The following is a 16,354-nucleotide window of genomic DNA, read 5'->3' on the forward strand; positions in this document are numbered from 1 at the left end:
ACAAAAAAGTTAATCCTTTTAACAACTGGGCCCTAACCCGTTAAATATATTATAAACCATTGTAAACATTTGCCATTCTGCACTTAAACCTTATCTTAAATGTGGATGTCATCGAAAATCGATGGCCATAAACAGACAAAATGAAAAAAGATTATGAAGTACACCGTAGAAATGTCGAACAAATTAAACGAACTTTTGGAAAGAACCTATGATGCTGAAAAAGGATTCAAAAAAGCAGCTGAAAAAGTAGACCATACGACCATCAAACAATTTTTTATGGATCGCGCCAAACAGCGATATAATTTTGGCCAAGAGCTAAAGGCCGAAATCGAGGCCTTTGGACAAAATCCCGACAAAGGGGGAAACACCAAAGGTACCTTGCACAGATCTTGGATCGATTTTAAATTACTCTTTGCCTCGAACAATGAAGAGGCAATGCTGGAAGAAGTGCACAGGGGCGAAAAAGAAGCAATCGAGACGTACAACGATATTCTGCACGATAAAGAATTTGTATTACCACCTTCCACGGAAAGCCTATTAATGAAACACCGAAATGCCATAAGGGAAACCTTGGAGACAGCGAACTTATTCGAAACAGCAGTATCATAATTCCAAAAGTCAATTGATACAAGCAGAAAAAGCTGGGATTTTTTCCTGGCTTTTTTTAGTTGATAACTCCTCACAACTCTTTTTCACCAAATCTATCTTCTTCCGTAATTTTATCCATCCTTTTTTGACCGAGACAGATAGCCTATGTATTTGATTTTTGATACGGAAACCACTGGTTTGCCCAAACGCTGGGATGCCCCGATTACCGATACCGACAACTGGCCAAGGTGTGTTCAGATTGCATGGCAATTGCACGACGAGCTAGGTAATTTGATAGAACATCAAGACTTTTTGATAAAACCGGAAGGATTCAACATCCCTTACGAATCGGAACAGATTCACGGTATCTCCACTGCCTTGGCAGAAGAAAAAGGAGTTCCTCTTAGCGAGGTTTTGGAAGCTTTCAACAATGCATTGGAGCAAACCAAATTTGTGGTAGGTCAAAATGTAGGGTTCGACGTCAATATTATGGGATGTGAATTCCATCGCGAGGGCGTCGAAAGCCCTCTCACCGAACTGCCCGTACTGGACACTTGTACAGAACACACTGCCGAACTTTGTAAAATTCCCGGAGGACGTGGTGGAAAGTTTAAATTGCCCACGCTTACCGAACTGCACGAATTTTTGTTCGGTGAACCTTTTGCCGAAGCACATAATGCAACGGCAGATGTGGAAGCCACCACACGTTGCTTCTTGGAATTGGTCCGGAAAAAACAATATTCCTATCAAGAACTGGATGTTCAGCCCGATTATTTTGAACGATTTTCCCAGTCCAATCCCCAGGAAATAGAGCTCATAGGGTTAAAGCACCTCAATCTCAAGGCCGAATCAAAAAAAATTGCGGATGCCCTCTGGGAAAAGGACACTAGCGGGGTTTCGGACGAGGAGATACAAGAGAATGTGGAGACTTTGGAAGATGAAACCTTTGTACATCTCCACAACCATTCCCAGTTTTCAGTGCTGCAGTCCACCATCAACATCAAAGATTTGGTCAAGGCCACAGCAAAAAACGGTATGCCCGCCGTTGCTTTGACAGACCATGCCAACATGATGGGAGCCTTTCACTTTGTGAAAGAAGTAATGGGACATAATAAGGCGGCAAAGGCAAAAAACGAAGAACTCATCGCCAAGGGCGAACAACCCACCGAAAAAGAGATTACCCCAATAGTAGGCTGTGAATTTTTTGTATGCGACGATCATACCAATAAAAATGTGAAGGACTACGGACATCAGATAGTACTCCTGGCCAAAAACAAAAAAGGCTACCACAATCTGGCAAAAATGTCTTCTATCGCCTATACCGACGGCTTTTATTATGTACCTAGAATCGATAAAAAAGTAATCGAGCAATACAAGGAAGATATTATCGCCCTTACCGGTAACCTATATGGGGAAGTACCCAACAAAATATTGAACGTAGGCGAAAAACAGGCCGAAGAAGCCCTGTTATGGTGGAAAGACCTGTTTGGAGATGATTTTTATATCGAAATCATGCGCCACGGACAGGAAGACGAAGACCGTGTCAATCAAGTTTTGGTGCGTATGGCCAAAGACCACAACGTAAAACTGGTGGCCACCAACAATACCTACTATTGCGATAAAAAGGATGCCGAGGCACACGATATTTTACTCTGTGTAAAGGACGGTGAAAAACAATCCACACCTATTGGCAGGGGTCGGGGTTATCGATATGGACTTCCCAACCAAGAGTACTATTTTAAGTCTTCGGACGAAATGAAGGAACTCTTTAAGGATTTGCCCGAAGCTATTTTGAACATCAAGGAAATTGTGGACAAAATAGAGCCCTACGATCTTGCCAGCGATATCCTGCTTCCAAAATTTGATATTCCAGAAGATTTTAAGGACCCAGAAGACGAGGTTGATGGCGGTAATCGAGGAGAAAATGCCTACTTAAGACATATTACCTACAAAGGGGCCGAAAAGCGATATGGCGAAATAACCGAAGAAATCAGGGAACGGATAGACTTTGAGTTGGAAATTATTAAAAACTCAGGGTACCCCGGATACTTTTTGATAGTGGAAGACTTTATCCGTGAAGCAAGGAACATGGATGTTTCCGTAGGACCAGGTCGTGGTTCCGCCGCTGGTTCGGTGGTGGCCTATTGCCTTACCATTACCAACATAGACCCCATGAAGTACGACCTGCTTTTTGAGCGGTTCCTAAATCCGGACAGGGTGTCCATGCCCGATATCGATATTGATTTTGATGATGAAGGACGTGGTCGGGTAATGGACTATGTGATCAATAAGTATGGATCCAATCAGGTTGCACAGATCATCACGTATGGAACCATGGCTGCAAAATCATCCATTCGAGATACTGCAAGGGTATTGGACCTTCCATTGAGTGAAGCTGACCGAATTGCCAAGTTGATTCCCAACATGTCCAAACTCAACAAAATATTTGGAGTGGACGAGGCAGACTTAAAAAAGAAGTTCCGTTCGGATGAGCTGGAAAAGGTCCATGAACTACTCAATATTGCCGAAACCGACGATTTAGAGGGACAGACCGTAAAAATGGCCCGAGTGTTAGAGGGTTCTCTTCGAAATACGGGCATTCATGCTTGTGGAGTGATAATTACACCGGACGACATTACCAACTTTGTTCCCGTATCCGTTGCCAAGGATTCCGATCTCTACGTAACCCAGTTCGACAACTCCGTAGTGGAAAGTGCAGGTCTGCTAAAAATGGATTTCTTGGGACTAAAAACCTTGACCCTGATCAAGGACACCGTCAAAATTGTAAAAGCAAGAACAGGGATAGATCTGGTACCCGATGATTTTCCATTGGATGATGAAAAAACATACGAGCTTTTCCAACGAGGAGATACGGTAGGGATATTCCAATACGAATCCCCTGGGATGCAAAAACACATGAAAAACCTAAAACCTACGGTTTTTGATGATTTGATCGCCATGAACGCCCTCTACCGACCGGGACCCATGGAATACATCCCAAGCTTTATCGCCCGTAAACATGGATACGAGGAAATCACCTATGACCTTCCCGACATGGAAGAATACCTTAAGGAGACCTACGGAATTACCGTATACCAAGAGCAGGTAATGCTGCTCTCACAAAAGCTGGCCGGTTTCTCCAAAGGTGATGCGGATGTACTCCGAAAGGCCATGGGCAAAAAGATTTTTGCCCTGCTGGAAAAACTAAAACCCCAGTTTTTGGACGGTGGTGAAAAAAATGGACATCCACGGGACGTTTTGGAAAAGATCTGGAAGGATTGGGAAGCCTTTGCCTCTTATGCCTTCAACAAAAGTCACTCCACTTGTTATGCCTACATAGCCTACCAAACGGCCTATTTAAAAGCCCACTACCCTGCCGAATATATGGCGGCCGTGCTGTCCAACAACATGAACGATATTAAGCAGGTCACCTTTTTTATGGAGGAGTGTAAACGAATGGGACTGGAAGTATTGGGCCCTGACGTTAACGAATCCTACTATAAATTTGCGGTCAACAAGGACAATGCCGTCCGCTTTGGCATGGGTGCCATAAAAGGAGTAGGGCGCTCCGCCGTAGAGACCATAGTGGAAAACCGGAAAGAAGGAGGGGCGTACAGATCAATTTTTGATATGGCCAAAAGGGTAGATCTAAGGGCTGCCAACAAAAAAGCGTTCGAAAACTTGGCGTTGGCAGGAGGCTTCGACTCTTTCGGAAACACTCACCGAGCCCAATATTTCCATGATGAGGGCGATGGCATCACGTTCTTGGAAAAAGCTGTCAAGTACGGTTCCAAGTTTCAGGAGAATCAAAATTCATCCCAAGTAAGCCTTTTTGGCGAAGCGAGCGATGTGCAGATTCCAGAGCCCATTGTTCCTCCTTGCGAAGAATGGGGAACCATGGAAAAACTGCGACGCGAGAAAGAAGTGGTCGGCATTTATATTTCCGGCCACCCGTTGGATGATTTTAAAAAAGAGATCAAAGCGTTCTGCAAGAACACGGTGAGCGATTTCTCCCGTTTGGACGAATATGTAAATCGAGAACTTACCGTTGCAGGTGTTATTACCGATGTCCAGCATAGGGTATCCAAAAATGGCAAAGGCTGGGGGCTTTTTACATTGGAAGATTATAATGAATCCTACGAACTACGGATTTTTGGAGAAGAATACTTAAAGTTCCGGCATTTTTTAATGATCAATTCCTTTGTACATGTTAGGGCCTTTGTTCGCGAAGGATGGGTGAACCGCGATACGGGCAAAAAAGGAGAGCCAAGGCTCCAGTTCAACGATTTTAAACAGCTTCAGGATGTAATGGATGCCTTTGCGAAAAAGTTGACCATCAAACTCAACATAGACCGCCTGCAAGAACAGCGCATAAAAACCTTGAAGGACACTTTAACCATGCACAAAGGCGACCATCCTATTAGTTTTGTGATTTACGAGATGCAAGAAGAAATCAAACTAAAACTATCAAGCCGAAAACAAAAGGTAAAGATCAACAGCGAATTACTTGCCGAACTGGAAGCAAACGAAATTCATTATAAATTGAACTAGGTATAATTAATGCCAATAGTGCAATAATTAAAACGAATGTACCGGATGTAAGTTACGTGGGCATTATTTGACTAACTTTGCATAATATTAAAATTAATAAGATGGCACTAGAAATAACAGATGCAACTTTTGACGAAGTAGTTTTGAAAAGTGACAAGCCTGTCCTAGTAGATTTTTGGGCAGCATGGTGCGGGCCTTGTAGAATGGTAGGTCCGATCATTGAAGAAGTTGGACAAGAATACGATGGCAAAGCTGTTGTGGGTAAGGTTGATGTTGATGCCAACCAACAATTTGCGGCCAAGTACGGTGTTCGCAATATCCCTACCGTTTTGGTATTTAAAGATGGTGAGGTAATCAACCGTCAAGTAGGGGTATCTCCTAAAAAAGTGTACACGGATGCAATTGATGCAGCTTTGTAAAAAAACGTAGAAATACGGATTTTAAAAAAGGTTTGGCAAATGCCAAGCCTTTTTTATTTTATCTTGTCTTCAGAAATCAGTTATGGACCTACGATCGGAACTTAGCAAAGCAAAACTTTTCCAAAACCTTGAACTTTTGGCCAACCAGATTGTCGAGGGTTTTATCAGTGGCATTCATAAAAGTCCGTTCCATGGATTTTCTGCAGAGTTCGCGGAACACAAAATTTACAACGCAGGGCAAAGCACCAAACATATTGATTGGAAACTTTTCGCTCGCACGGACCGACTCTACACCAAACGATTTGAGGACGAGACCAACCTGCGCTGCCATATGATCTTGGACAATTCCACCTCCATGTACTATCCTGAAGTGAAGGAATATTCCTTGGAGAACCTCAACAAAATTGGTTTTGGAGCGCTTTCCATTGCGGCTTTGATGCAAGTCTTAAAAAAACAACGGGATGCCGTTGGGCTAAGTATTTATTCTGATACGTATGATTTTTATGCTTCGGAAAAGAACAGTGAACGTCATTTTCAGATGCTGTACTCCAAATTGAACGAAGTTGCTTCCCATAAAAAGGATACGAAGGAGACTAAAACCTATACGTTTCTGCATCAAATTGCCGAAAAAATCCATCGGAGAAGCTTGATTTTTCTGTTTACCGATATGTTCCAGACGGAAACCGAAGAGGAAAAACTGTTTGAAGCCCTGCGTCATCTTAAATACAACAAACATTCCGTGGTTCTTTTTCATCTGTTGGATGAAGAGCATGAGCTCAATTTTGATTTTGACAATGCACCCAAACGTTTTGTGGATGTGGAAACTGGCGAACAGATAGATTTGTATGCAGATTCCATTAAAAAGGCATATTCAGAAAAAGTGCTGCAATACCAGAAGGACCTGAAACTGAAATGCGCTCAGTACCAAATCAAATATGTGGGGGTGGATGTTCGATCGGACTTCTCCCAAGTCCTGAATTCCTTTATGATAGAGCGGCAGAAATTTGCTTGATCATTTTTTTAAAAAAATGTTTTGTCATATCCGAAATGAGAATGTATATTTGCACTCGCTTTAAAAAAGCAAATGAACAAGATTTGAATCCGACTGTTGTCGGAGTCTTGAAAAGATAAAATCATTGGTCTGGTAGTTCAGTTGGTTAGAATACCTGCCTGTCACGCAGGGGGTCGCGGGTTCGAGTCCCGTCCAGACCGCAAAAAGCTCCGATTTCTCGGAGCTTTTTTTGTTTTTATACTTTACCTTTCTTCACTAAGGCAACACTTCTTCTATCTTCAACTCCAACGTTTTCTTACCCCCAAACACTTCCCTATAAACGTTATAAAAATCATAAACCCCAGTATTATTGGGATTTAAGCTCTTGTTTGCTTACCTTTGTGTCGATGAAAGTTAAGCTCCACGAGAGAAAAAACTGCAGGATTTTAAGTTTTAACTATCTGGTATTCCGAAACCAGCCAGATAAGTTTATTCCCCCTACCCTATAATTACCCTCCCTGGTTCTGGGAGTTGCACCTCCAAAAAACGGACAGTTTGGTACCCTGCCAAGCAGTTCCGATCAATCCCTTTTTTGTCAATAAAAAACTTAATCCGATATCGTTCAAAATACTAGCATGGTAATCAAGACCTACGATGCATATACAAGGCTTTCCACCATGGAAGCCGACAGGTTTGCCAATTTTCTTTTCCATAATCAAGAAGGAAAAAAAGCGTCAAAAAATGCCATAAGAAAAGCAATACAATATTCTACCAAGGATATTCCCGGACTCGGAGGATATGTATTTGCCATGGAAGAAAAAGATAGGATACTGGCCTTGGCCGTAGTGAACAAAACAGGCATGGGCGATTACATACCCGAAAATTTTCTAGTGTTTTTTGTAGTGCACAGGGAACACAGAAATATAGGAGTTGAACAAAAACTATTGGACTACACCCTACAGTATTGTAAAGGAGACGTAGCCATACATATAACCAGTGACAACCAATATCCAAACAAGAATTTTTTTGAAGAAAAAGGGTTTAGCGAAACCCATTTAGAAATGAGATTGAACAGATAAATCCATATATGTTAAAAATTGAAGTTAAGCCAGGCGAAAGTATCGAAAGGGCTCTAAAACGTTACAAAAGAAAATATCGAAACACAAAGCGTTTGGACCAGATACGAAGCCATCAAGAATACACTAAAAAATCAGTAGAGCGTCGTAAAACCCTAAAAAAGGCGCAATACAAGGAACAATTCCTGAACGAACAGGAAGACCAATAACAATAAAATCATAGTATCAAGAACAACAAGATGAAACTTTCAAAAATCAAAAGGGAAACCAAGTATGAAAAACGATATAGCGTTAAAATGGGCGAACTCACCACCCAGGTAACCTATATTAAAAAATACATTATAGGGCTTCCTGTGCGCACTTTGCACAAGTACCGCGAAACTTACGACGGAAAAATTAAAGACTGCAAAGAGTGCAATGTATTGGCATAACAATTTCACAATCTATTATATAACCCTTTAAAACAAAAAATGAAAGTATTGGTTATTGGTGCAGGTAACATGGGACTTACCTACGCTACAGGTATGTCCAAATCCAAACTGTTGAAAAAACGCAACATTATGGTACTGGACAAATCAAAAGAAAAATTGGAAGAAGTGGACAAGATCGGCTACTTCGACGCGATTGATAAGATAGAAGATTGCGTACCACAGGCAGATGTTATCTTTTTGGCCGTAAAACCCTATCATGCCGAAGAATTATTCGGCCGTATGAAAAAATTGGTCAACCCCGAGCAATTGTTCATTTCCATTATGGCGGGCGTTACCATTAACTACATCCAAGAATCCTTGGGCATAAAAAAAGTAGTAAGGGCCATGCCCAACTTACCTGCCCAAGTAGGAAAAGGTCTAACCAGCTACGTATCCGCCGAAGAAGTATCCCGATTGGAGCTTTTTATGGTAGAAGGCTTACTGGACACCACAGGGAAATCGCTTCGGGTAAAAAATGAAAAATTCATCGATGCCTCCACCGGAATATCGGGAAGTGGGCCTGCTTATGTATTCTACTTTATGCAAAGCATGATGGAGGCCGCACTCCAAATGGGATTCTCCGAAAATGTATCCAAAGTGCTGGTAAGCCAAACTTTTACCGGTGCCGTGGAGTTGTTCAACCAAAACAACCTTAACCCGGACACTTGGATGGAAATGGTAGCCTCCAAAGGAGGAACTACCAGGGCCGCTCTGGATTCCATGGAAGACAACAATGTAAACGAATTAATCAAAGAAGCCGCCTTTGCAGCATTTGGAAGAGCTGTGGAACTAGGCGAAGAATACTAAATCATGTATAAACAATTAGTGGTCATCAAAGTAGGAACAAATGTGATGACCAACAAGGACAATAGAATAGTAAGGCCAGTGCTCAATAGTTTGGTGCAACAAATTGCTGAACTTTACGAACGGGATATCATGACCATTTTGGTCTCCTCTGGATCGGTGATTGCCGGAAAAGAAGTTTTGGGAAAAGCCAAGATAAAAGACAAAACCCAACGCAGACAAGTATATTCTGCCATTGGTCAGCCCAGAATGATGAGACATTATTACAACATATTCAGCGATTATGGAATGAAATGTGCCCAGGTACTCCCGACCAAACGGGATTTTAACCCAGGCGTACACCGCGATAATATGATCAACTGCCTCGAAGGATTGCTATCCGAAGGAGTAATTCCGATCGCGAACGAGGATGATGCCGTCTCCGTATCCATGTCCATGTTCTCGGACAATGATGAGCTTGCAACCCTACTCGCACAATTAATGAAGGCCGATAAGCTTATTTTGATGACAGATATCGATGGTCTTTACGATGGGCACCCCGAAAAAGCGGAATCCAAAGTAATAGATAAGGTTGAGCCAAAAGAGGACTTGGGCAAGTACATCGAAGAAGGAAACAAACAGGAGGGCGAAGGCCGCGGCGGAATGGGTTCAAAATTAAATTATGCCCAAAAGGCTGCCGCAGACAATATCCCATCCTACATAGTAAACGGAAAACGGGAAAACGTAATCCTGGACATTGTAGAAGGAAAGAACGTAGGAACAGAAGTTTCAAAATAACAACAATGAAATTATTAGATACAACACTAAAAAATAAAGTACTAAAAGACATGGAGCGAATCCTTGATGAAAATCGGGAAGAACTGCTCCAAGCAAATCAAAAAGATCTGGATGCGTTCAACCGCGACGATCAAGCTTTGTACGATCGTTTGGTTGTGGACCAAAAGAAAGTGGACCAGATGATCCAAGCCGTAAAGGAAGTACGTTTGCAAGAGGACCCGGTCAACCAAGAAATCTCTACAAGAGAATTGGACAACGGACTTAAAATCATTAACAGAACGGCACCTTTTGGCACTATAATGATCATTTATGAGTCGCGACCCGATGTTACTATCGAAGCGGCCGTACTGGCTTTTAAGGCCAACAACAAAATATTGCTCAAAGGAGGAAAAGAAGCCTACCATAGCAATAAGGCCTTAGTAAAGTTTTGGCATCGGGCACTGACCCAGAACGGACTATCCGAGGATTATATTCAATTTTTGGAAATGGACAGGTCACAAACACAGGAGTTTCTCCGAAATCCGGACCAAGACTTGGATCTAATTGTTCCCCGTGGTGGCGAACGTTTGATCTCCTTTGTTAAAGAGCACGCCAAATGCGCAGTTCTGATAAGTGGTAGAGGGAACAATTTCCTTTATGTGCACAAAGATGCCGATTGGGACAAAAGCGTTAAAGTAATTCTAAACGCCAAGACCCATAAAATATCGGCATGCAATGCTCTCGATAAAATTTTGGTGGATACCCGGATAGATGGGTACAAGGAAAAACTTGAAGAGTTGAAAAAAGTTCTGGAGGCCAACAACGTATCCATAATTGTGGACAAAACGGTAAAGCAAATATTGACAGAGGTCGACACTATTACCGATGAATCGATTTGGCAAGAAGAATTCTTGGCCATGAAATGCATTATCGGCGCAGTGGATACCATTGATGATGCCATACACATGATAAACAAAAACTCGGGAGGGCACTCAGCCTCCATCATGACAGAGAACAATAGCGCTGCACAAATATTTATGGAGAACGTGGATTGTGCCGCCGTGTACCAAAATGCATCTACCCGATTTACCGATGGCGGACAAATGGGTGTTGGTGCAGAACTTGCGATCAGCACCGATAAATTGCACCATCGTGGACCTTTGGGCCTAAAACAATTGGTGACCAACAAATACTATGTATTTGGGGATGGACAAATAAGGGTGTAACACTTACATTGAAAACACTAATAAAGGAGGCTATTTTAGCCTCCTTTTTTTATGGAATCCACCAAAATATATTCCTAAAAGCAACAATGGCTTATTTTATTATCAATTTTCACCTCTTTTATTGGTCATTTTTTAAGAAAATATCTAGATTTATTACTTAAAACATATCAAGTATGGGAAAATTTGAGATCAAAACGGATAAAGCCGGTAAATTCAGGTTTAATTTAAAAGCTGGGAACGGCCAAGTAATTTTAAGCAGTCAAGGGTATTCATCCAAAGATGCTTGCGAAAATGGAATCGAGTCTGTAAAAAAACATTCACAGGACGATAAATATTTTGAAAGAAACAAAGCAAAGGATGGCAGTCCATTTTTTAACCTAAAAGCATCCAACGGACAGGTTATCGGCAATAGTGAAATGTATTCCAGCGACTCGGCCATGGAAAACGGAATTGCCTCTGTTAAAAAAAATGCCCCAGATGCATCTGTAGAGGAAGTTTAGTCTCCCGATACCGCTTTACAATATGAAGAACAGTCCAAATTAGGGCTGTTTTTTTTATGTGGGTATTTTTAATATCAAATCAAAAGGGGCATTCATTGGTTCAAATAGGGCATTCATAAATCGGCCCCCTTTTATCCCATTTTTTGCCCTTATGTTTGTTCTGCAATAAAGCGTTAATCACAATTGAATAGCAAGATCAATTTTTAACGTATGCACATATAGCAATTCACTTTTGACGACTGTTGGTCATAAAAGTGTTTAGTTTAGTTGAGGTTTCCGTTACGCCAAGGAATTGAAAGATTCCTTGGTTGTAATGGTTTTTTTATTTATTAAAACCATACTAATACAGTAAGAATATTCTTCTTTTTTAAAACTCATATAAATCCAAATCCACCATCCATCAATTCAAAAGGCCCATTCGTTTATTACCCTATATCCCGTTTTGTTTTTTATAGTCTATTTGTGTTTTCCAGAGAAAAAACAACACCCATACAAATTTGAAAAATCATGAAAGCAAATGGAATTATTTCACTAAAATTATTGACCTCTCTATTGTTCATCCTCCTAGCTGAGATCATTACCGCTCAATCATATGTCGGGCTATTGGAGGACAACTACAATGGGGTCCACGGAGTTATCTCCAATCCAGCGAATATTGCGGATTCCAGATTAAAGTTGGATATCAATCTCGTTGGAGTTAGCGCACTTTACGGTAACGATTACATAGGATTTAACCTAAACGATGTATTTCGGAACTATAGTTCTGTATTTGATGATGCAGAAACATTTCCCTCTTTGGAGAACTTTTTGGCCTTCAATATCGATATACTGGGGCCATCTGTGATGCTAAGCATAAACGAAAAAAGTTCACTTGCAATTTTTACAAGAGGGCGGGGCGTATTCAATCTTAATGATGCCAATGGAAATCTCTTGGAAAAGGAAGGGGGATTTGATGAGAATGAAGATTTCAATTTAGTGGAAGGCGATATAATTGGCTCTTTTAGTGCATGGGGAGAAATAGGCGCTACTTATGCAAGAGCATTAAAAAATGATGGGGAACACTTTATCAAGGGTGGTGTCACAGGAAAATTGCTCCAGGGATTTGGAAACGTTTATATAGATGGAACAGGAATCACAGTTGACTATGATGCCAATACTCGTCAGGTTTCAACAGCTGGAGAATTCCACTTGGGAGACACAGGGCCAATAAATGATCAAGGAAACTCAGGAAACTCCTTGGATTTTTCTAATGGCTTTGGTCTTGGGGGCGAGTTGGGTCTCATTTACGAGTGGAGGCCAAACCATGCCGATTTTACTAAATTAAAAAATGATGGAAGTACCATTACAAACAGAGGGGTCAATAAATACAAAATAAAACTAGGCATCTCCATAACCGATATCGGAAAGATATTCGATGTAAAGGGTACTGACCGTTTTTATGATCTTGAAAGGACTCAGGATATCGACAATTTTGATGGCGATGTACTAGAAGAAGCCTTGTTAGACAATTTTAACCAGATTTCCAGTGAAACATCTGAAAGCTATACCCTGCCAACCGCACTACATACAAATTTTGATTGGAATTTGAACTCAAAATTATATCTCAACCTAAATGCAGATGTATCCCTTACATCCAAAAACAAAAGAAATACTGGAAGCATTTTGAACCAGTACCGGGCAACTCCCAGATATGAAAGTAAATGGCTTGCCATATATTCCCCTATAAGTATTCTGAGCAATATCGGCGTGCAATGGGGCGCTGGATTTAGATTGGGACCAATATATTTGGGGTCGGGTTCGATCCTGTCCTCATTGATTAGTGAAAACACCAAGGCTTTAGATTTATATGCAGGTGCAAAGATTCCAATATACCACAGCAAACTTAGGGACAAGGACAACGATGGCATCATAAACAAAGAGGACGACTGCCCAGAGGTAGCTGGTCCTCTTGAAAATAGTGGATGCCCTTGGCCGGATACTGACCAAGATAGTATATTGGATAAAGATGATGATTGTCCTAATGAAGCAGGACCAGTTGAAAATAATGGATGTCCTTGGCCAGATACCGATGGAGACACAATCTTGGATAAGGACGATAATTGTCCGGAAATACCAGGATTGCCCCAATATAATGGATGCCCCGATTCCGATGGAGATGGCCTCATAGACTCAAAGGACCGCTGTCCGGAAAACCCAGGCAAAATAGAAAACAACGGATGCCCAGATACCGATGGTGACACCTTGCCAGATATTGATGATGAATGTCCAGAAGTTGCAGGTCCAGTAAGCAATAATGGTTGTCCAGAGGTAACACAAGAAGTTCAAAAACAATTGAACGATTATGCTAAAACTATTTTGTTCGATACAGGGAAAGCCACCATTAAACCAGAATCAGTATCGGTAATGGTTGATATCATTCAAATCCTGAACGAATATCCAACCGCTAAATTTGCCGTAGAAGGCCATACGGATAGTGTAGGAAGTAGCTCCAGTAACCAAAAACTATCTGAAGCACGGGCTAACGCTGTCAGGGATTTCTTGATAAATGAAGGGATACCCGGAAACAGGCTTACTTCCATAGGTTTTGGGGAAGAAAAACCTATTGCCACAAATGCGACCAAACTGGGAAGAAAACAAAACCGAAGAGTTGAAATTAATCTAATAAAATAACCATCTCTATGCATTTATAGTCTCGTTGGAACTTGGTTTGGTGTAACACCTAAGTTCTGTCCTCGAGATGGTTTAGCCGCCAAGAGTTTCTTGGCGGCTCTTTTTTATTAACTCCATAAAAAATATATAGGAGATGTATCCTTATTCCTACAAACAATTGCCCGGTTAAGGTTAAACCAATTTGCACTCGTTGATCCAACTCCGTCATTCGTCAATCCAAATGCACTATAGGTTAATTACACCCCTCTAAGTTACTGAATACTAACTTATTTTATATATCCAAATCTAGAACCTTGTTTCCTTTTAAGGAAAATATTGGCTCAAAAACTACTTGCTTATGACAAGATTTCTACATTCTTCTATAAATAAATCAAACACTGAAAACCTTCTTTCAGTCTGGGTAAGGGAAAGGCCTGTTCGTTTTGCAATAATCTTTTTCACCATATTTTTTGGACAACAGATTACCGCTCAACAAGTGGATACGTGGTTTAGCGCAGGAAAAGGTATCAATTCACCAACTTCGCCTTTCTGGCTTTATCAACCCGATCCAATTACTACCTTAGGCCAAGATGGCAATCCTGTAAATACATGGTATGATATTGTGTATTATACAGAACAGAACTTAATACCCAATCCCGCAAATCCTGCCGACTATCCCAATGATCCTTTTTTGGGAGTTCCTCCGGGGTTCGACTATCCGTTCCCCAATAGCGGAAGCTATGCCCTATTCTTAACACCGACAGGAAGCATTCCAGGTGTTCCCACCGTCAGAAGAAACCCAACGGACAATCTTAATTTCAATCCTATAGTAGAATTTGATGGCAGTGGCGATGGAGAAGCATTGCACTTTAGGTCAAACTCTCGTGGAGACGTTACCGTATTTGTTGTGTTCAGGGCATTAGGTGCAGGCAACTCAGCAGAAACCCAAAGATTGTTGTTTGGTGGTGATGTGGATGTACATCATGAATCTAATAATTCGGATGACTGGACTACCAACCTTTCATTAGGAATTGCCAATGGAAATCGTTTCTCAATAGGTCGAACGTGGAATGGAGATGCTGGAGGCTTTTTCCAATCCGGAGGAATTGATCTTCTTGGGGAACCCAGTATTGGTGCATTTTCAAGAACACGTGGAGTCGACCTCGAAACATTGACCACCCATGTCAACGGCCTTCGTGATATTTTAACAAATCGAAACCACCCATTAGCAGATAACACCCTATTTTATTTCAATAGAGTAGGGAAGCATTTTAATAGTAATGACTCCAATAGAAATTTAACCGGGGATATTGCGGAAATACTACTTGCTGATTTTGCAATGAGCAACAATCAAAGACAAAGGATTGAATCTTACTTAGCCCTTAAGTATGGCATCACTTTGAGTAATGGAGCGCAGTTAGGAAGTATTGCTGGAAATGCAACCTACAATTACTTGGCAGCAGATGGCACCGTGATTTGGCAATCCGATCCAACGTACCAACACGATATTGCAGGATTGGGAAAAGACAGGTATAAAGACGTGTTGAATTCACTTAGCCTCAGGTATAATATTGATCAGAGAATTTCCAAAAGTATTAATTCGGATGCAATTGTGACCATGTCTACAAATTCGGATTTCACTACGGATAACCTTGATCTATCTAGAACAGCTATAGATGGACAAATATCAGGCGGAATAGACCCTTACGAACACAATTATTTGATTTGGGCAAACGACAATGCAAGTATTAATGAAGTACTTGCAGAATTACCCACAGGAATCGACTCAAGAATTGAAAGAGAATGGAGGGTACAGGCAGTAAGAACTGCTGCCAACCCTATTGCAAATATTAGTGTAAGAGTAGATTTGAGTACATCCGACATATTGGTAAACAATCCCGGTGGCTGTACTATAAAATTATTGATTGATACGGATTTAGATGGAGATTTTACAACAGGACCCATCACTGAAATTGATGCCACAAATATCGACATGGCAGGCAATGCCTATTTCGATAATGTTACATTTAACCATCGTGAAGTATTCACTGTTGGCTTTGTTGATGAAACCCCCAATGTATTGGATCTGTTGGATGAGACTGTTTGCGATTCCTATACGTTGCCTGCCATCAATGGTACCAACTTATCGGGCAACGAGGCCTACTACGACGGTCCCGGTGGAACGGGGACACAATATAGCCCCGGCGACGTGCTCACCGTATCCGGGACATACTACATCTACGACGAGACCGGCACCACCCCCAACTGTTTTGATGAAGAGTCCTTCGTGCTGACCGTCAACGTGACCCCAAACATCGACCCCC

The 16,354-nt window shown here is 41.4% G+C and carries 13 protein-coding genes and 1 tRNA gene; all 14 read left to right on the forward strand.

Features of this window, described 5'->3' with window-relative positions:
- The first annotated feature begins 153 nt into the window (after positions 1 to 153).
- Complete coding sequence (locus tag ACXAFK_RS15030) at positions 154 to 609, forward strand: ferritin-like domain-containing protein (protein WP_474958310.1); 456 nt, start codon at positions 154 to 156, stop codon at positions 607 to 609.
- A 144-nt stretch (positions 610 to 753) separates the two neighbouring features.
- Positions 754 to 5,139 (forward strand): DNA polymerase III subunit alpha, encoded by a 4,386-nt coding sequence (gene dnaE / locus ACXAFK_RS15035; protein ID WP_474958311.1) that lies wholly within the window; start codon positions 754 to 756, stop codon positions 5,137 to 5,139.
- 101 nt (positions 5,140 to 5,240) lie between these two features.
- Complete coding sequence (trxA, locus tag ACXAFK_RS15040) at positions 5,241 to 5,558, forward strand: thioredoxin (RefSeq protein WP_100817082.1); 318 nt, start codon at positions 5,241 to 5,243, stop codon at positions 5,556 to 5,558.
- Positions 5,559 to 5,640: 82 nt separating this feature from the next.
- Positions 5,641 to 6,570, forward strand: a complete 930-nt coding sequence (locus ACXAFK_RS15045; protein ID WP_474958312.1) for a DUF58 domain-containing protein — start codon at positions 5,641 to 5,643, stop codon at positions 6,568 to 6,570.
- Between the two features lie 126 nt (positions 6,571 to 6,696).
- Positions 6,697 to 6,770, forward strand: a tRNA-Asp gene (locus ACXAFK_RS15050).
- 414 nt (positions 6,771 to 7,184) lie between these two features.
- Entirely contained in the window at positions 7,185 to 7,628 is a 444-nt protein-coding gene (locus tag ACXAFK_RS15055; RefSeq protein WP_474958313.1) for a GNAT family N-acetyltransferase, read from the forward strand.
- Positions 7,629 to 7,636: 8 nt separating this feature from the next.
- Complete coding sequence (gene rpsU, locus ACXAFK_RS15060; RefSeq protein ID WP_224835634.1) at positions 7,637 to 7,834, forward strand: 30S ribosomal protein S21; 198 nt, start codon at positions 7,637 to 7,639, stop codon at positions 7,832 to 7,834.
- 30 nt (positions 7,835 to 7,864) lie between these two features.
- On the forward strand, positions 7,865 to 8,056 hold the full coding sequence (locus ACXAFK_RS15065) for a hypothetical protein (RefSeq protein ID WP_474958314.1): 192 nt from the start codon (positions 7,865 to 7,867) through the stop codon (positions 8,054 to 8,056).
- A 39-nt stretch (positions 8,057 to 8,095) separates the two neighbouring features.
- Complete coding sequence (gene proC / locus ACXAFK_RS15070; protein WP_252078826.1) at positions 8,096 to 8,902, forward strand: pyrroline-5-carboxylate reductase; 807 nt, start codon at positions 8,096 to 8,098, stop codon at positions 8,900 to 8,902.
- A 3-nt stretch (positions 8,903 to 8,905) separates the two neighbouring features.
- A complete protein-coding gene (proB, locus tag ACXAFK_RS15075) occupies positions 8,906 to 9,676 on the forward strand; it encodes a glutamate 5-kinase (RefSeq protein WP_224835637.1) in 771 nt (256 codons plus the stop codon).
- Between the two features lie 5 nt (positions 9,677 to 9,681).
- Entirely contained in the window at positions 9,682 to 10,881 is a 1,200-nt protein-coding gene (locus ACXAFK_RS15080) for a glutamate-5-semialdehyde dehydrogenase (protein WP_474958315.1), read from the forward strand.
- A gap of 173 nt (positions 10,882 to 11,054) precedes the next feature.
- Positions 11,055 to 11,381: a YegP family protein gene (locus tag ACXAFK_RS15085; RefSeq protein WP_224835639.1), complete on the forward strand. Its 327-nt coding sequence runs from the start codon at positions 11,055 to 11,057 to the stop codon at positions 11,379 to 11,381.
- A 507-nt stretch (positions 11,382 to 11,888) separates the two neighbouring features.
- Complete coding sequence (locus ACXAFK_RS15090; RefSeq protein ID WP_474958316.1) at positions 11,889 to 14,051, forward strand: DUF5723 family protein; 2,163 nt, start codon at positions 11,889 to 11,891, stop codon at positions 14,049 to 14,051.
- Between the two features lie 337 nt (positions 14,052 to 14,388).
- On the forward strand, positions 14,389 to 16,354 hold a 1,966-nt coding region (locus ACXAFK_RS15095), incomplete at its 3' end, for a DUF8202 domain-containing protein (RefSeq protein ID WP_474958317.1).

This window comes from Flagellimonas sp. ABD4_174 (genome assembly GCF_056160185.1).

Excerpts from the sequence above, each read along its gene's own strand:
- ACXAFK_RS15030 (WP_474958310.1), top strand. The coding sequence starts at position 154 with ATGAAGTACACCGTAGAAATGTCGAACAAATTAAACGAACTTTTGGAA.
- ACXAFK_RS15045 (WP_474958312.1), top strand. The coding sequence starts at position 5,641 with ATGGACCTACGATCGGAACTTAGCAAAGCAAAACTTTTCCAAAACCTT.
- dnaE (WP_474958311.1), top strand. The coding sequence starts at position 754 with ATGTATTTGATTTTTGATACGGAAACCACTGGTTTGCCCAAACGCTGG.
- trxA (WP_100817082.1), top strand. The coding sequence starts at position 5,241 with ATGGCACTAGAAATAACAGATGCAACTTTTGACGAAGTAGTTTTGAAA.
- ACXAFK_RS15080 (WP_474958315.1), top strand. The coding sequence starts at position 9,682 with ATGAAATTATTAGATACAACACTAAAAAATAAAGTACTAAAAGACATG.
- ACXAFK_RS15085 (WP_224835639.1), top strand. The coding sequence starts at position 11,055 with ATGGGAAAATTTGAGATCAAAACGGATAAAGCCGGTAAATTCAGGTTT.
- ACXAFK_RS15065 (WP_474958314.1), top strand. The coding sequence starts at position 7,865 with ATGAAACTTTCAAAAATCAAAAGGGAAACCAAGTATGAAAAACGATAT.
- proB (WP_224835637.1), top strand. The coding sequence starts at position 8,906 with ATGTATAAACAATTAGTGGTCATCAAAGTAGGAACAAATGTGATGACC.
- ACXAFK_RS15055 (WP_474958313.1), top strand. The coding sequence starts at position 7,185 with ATGGTAATCAAGACCTACGATGCATATACAAGGCTTTCCACCATGGAA.
- ACXAFK_RS15090 (WP_474958316.1), top strand. The coding sequence starts at position 11,889 with ATGAAAGCAAATGGAATTATTTCACTAAAATTATTGACCTCTCTATTG.
- rpsU (WP_224835634.1), top strand. The coding sequence starts at position 7,637 with ATGTTAAAAATTGAAGTTAAGCCAGGCGAAAGTATCGAAAGGGCTCTA.
- proC (WP_252078826.1), top strand. The coding sequence starts at position 8,096 with ATGAAAGTATTGGTTATTGGTGCAGGTAACATGGGACTTACCTACGCT.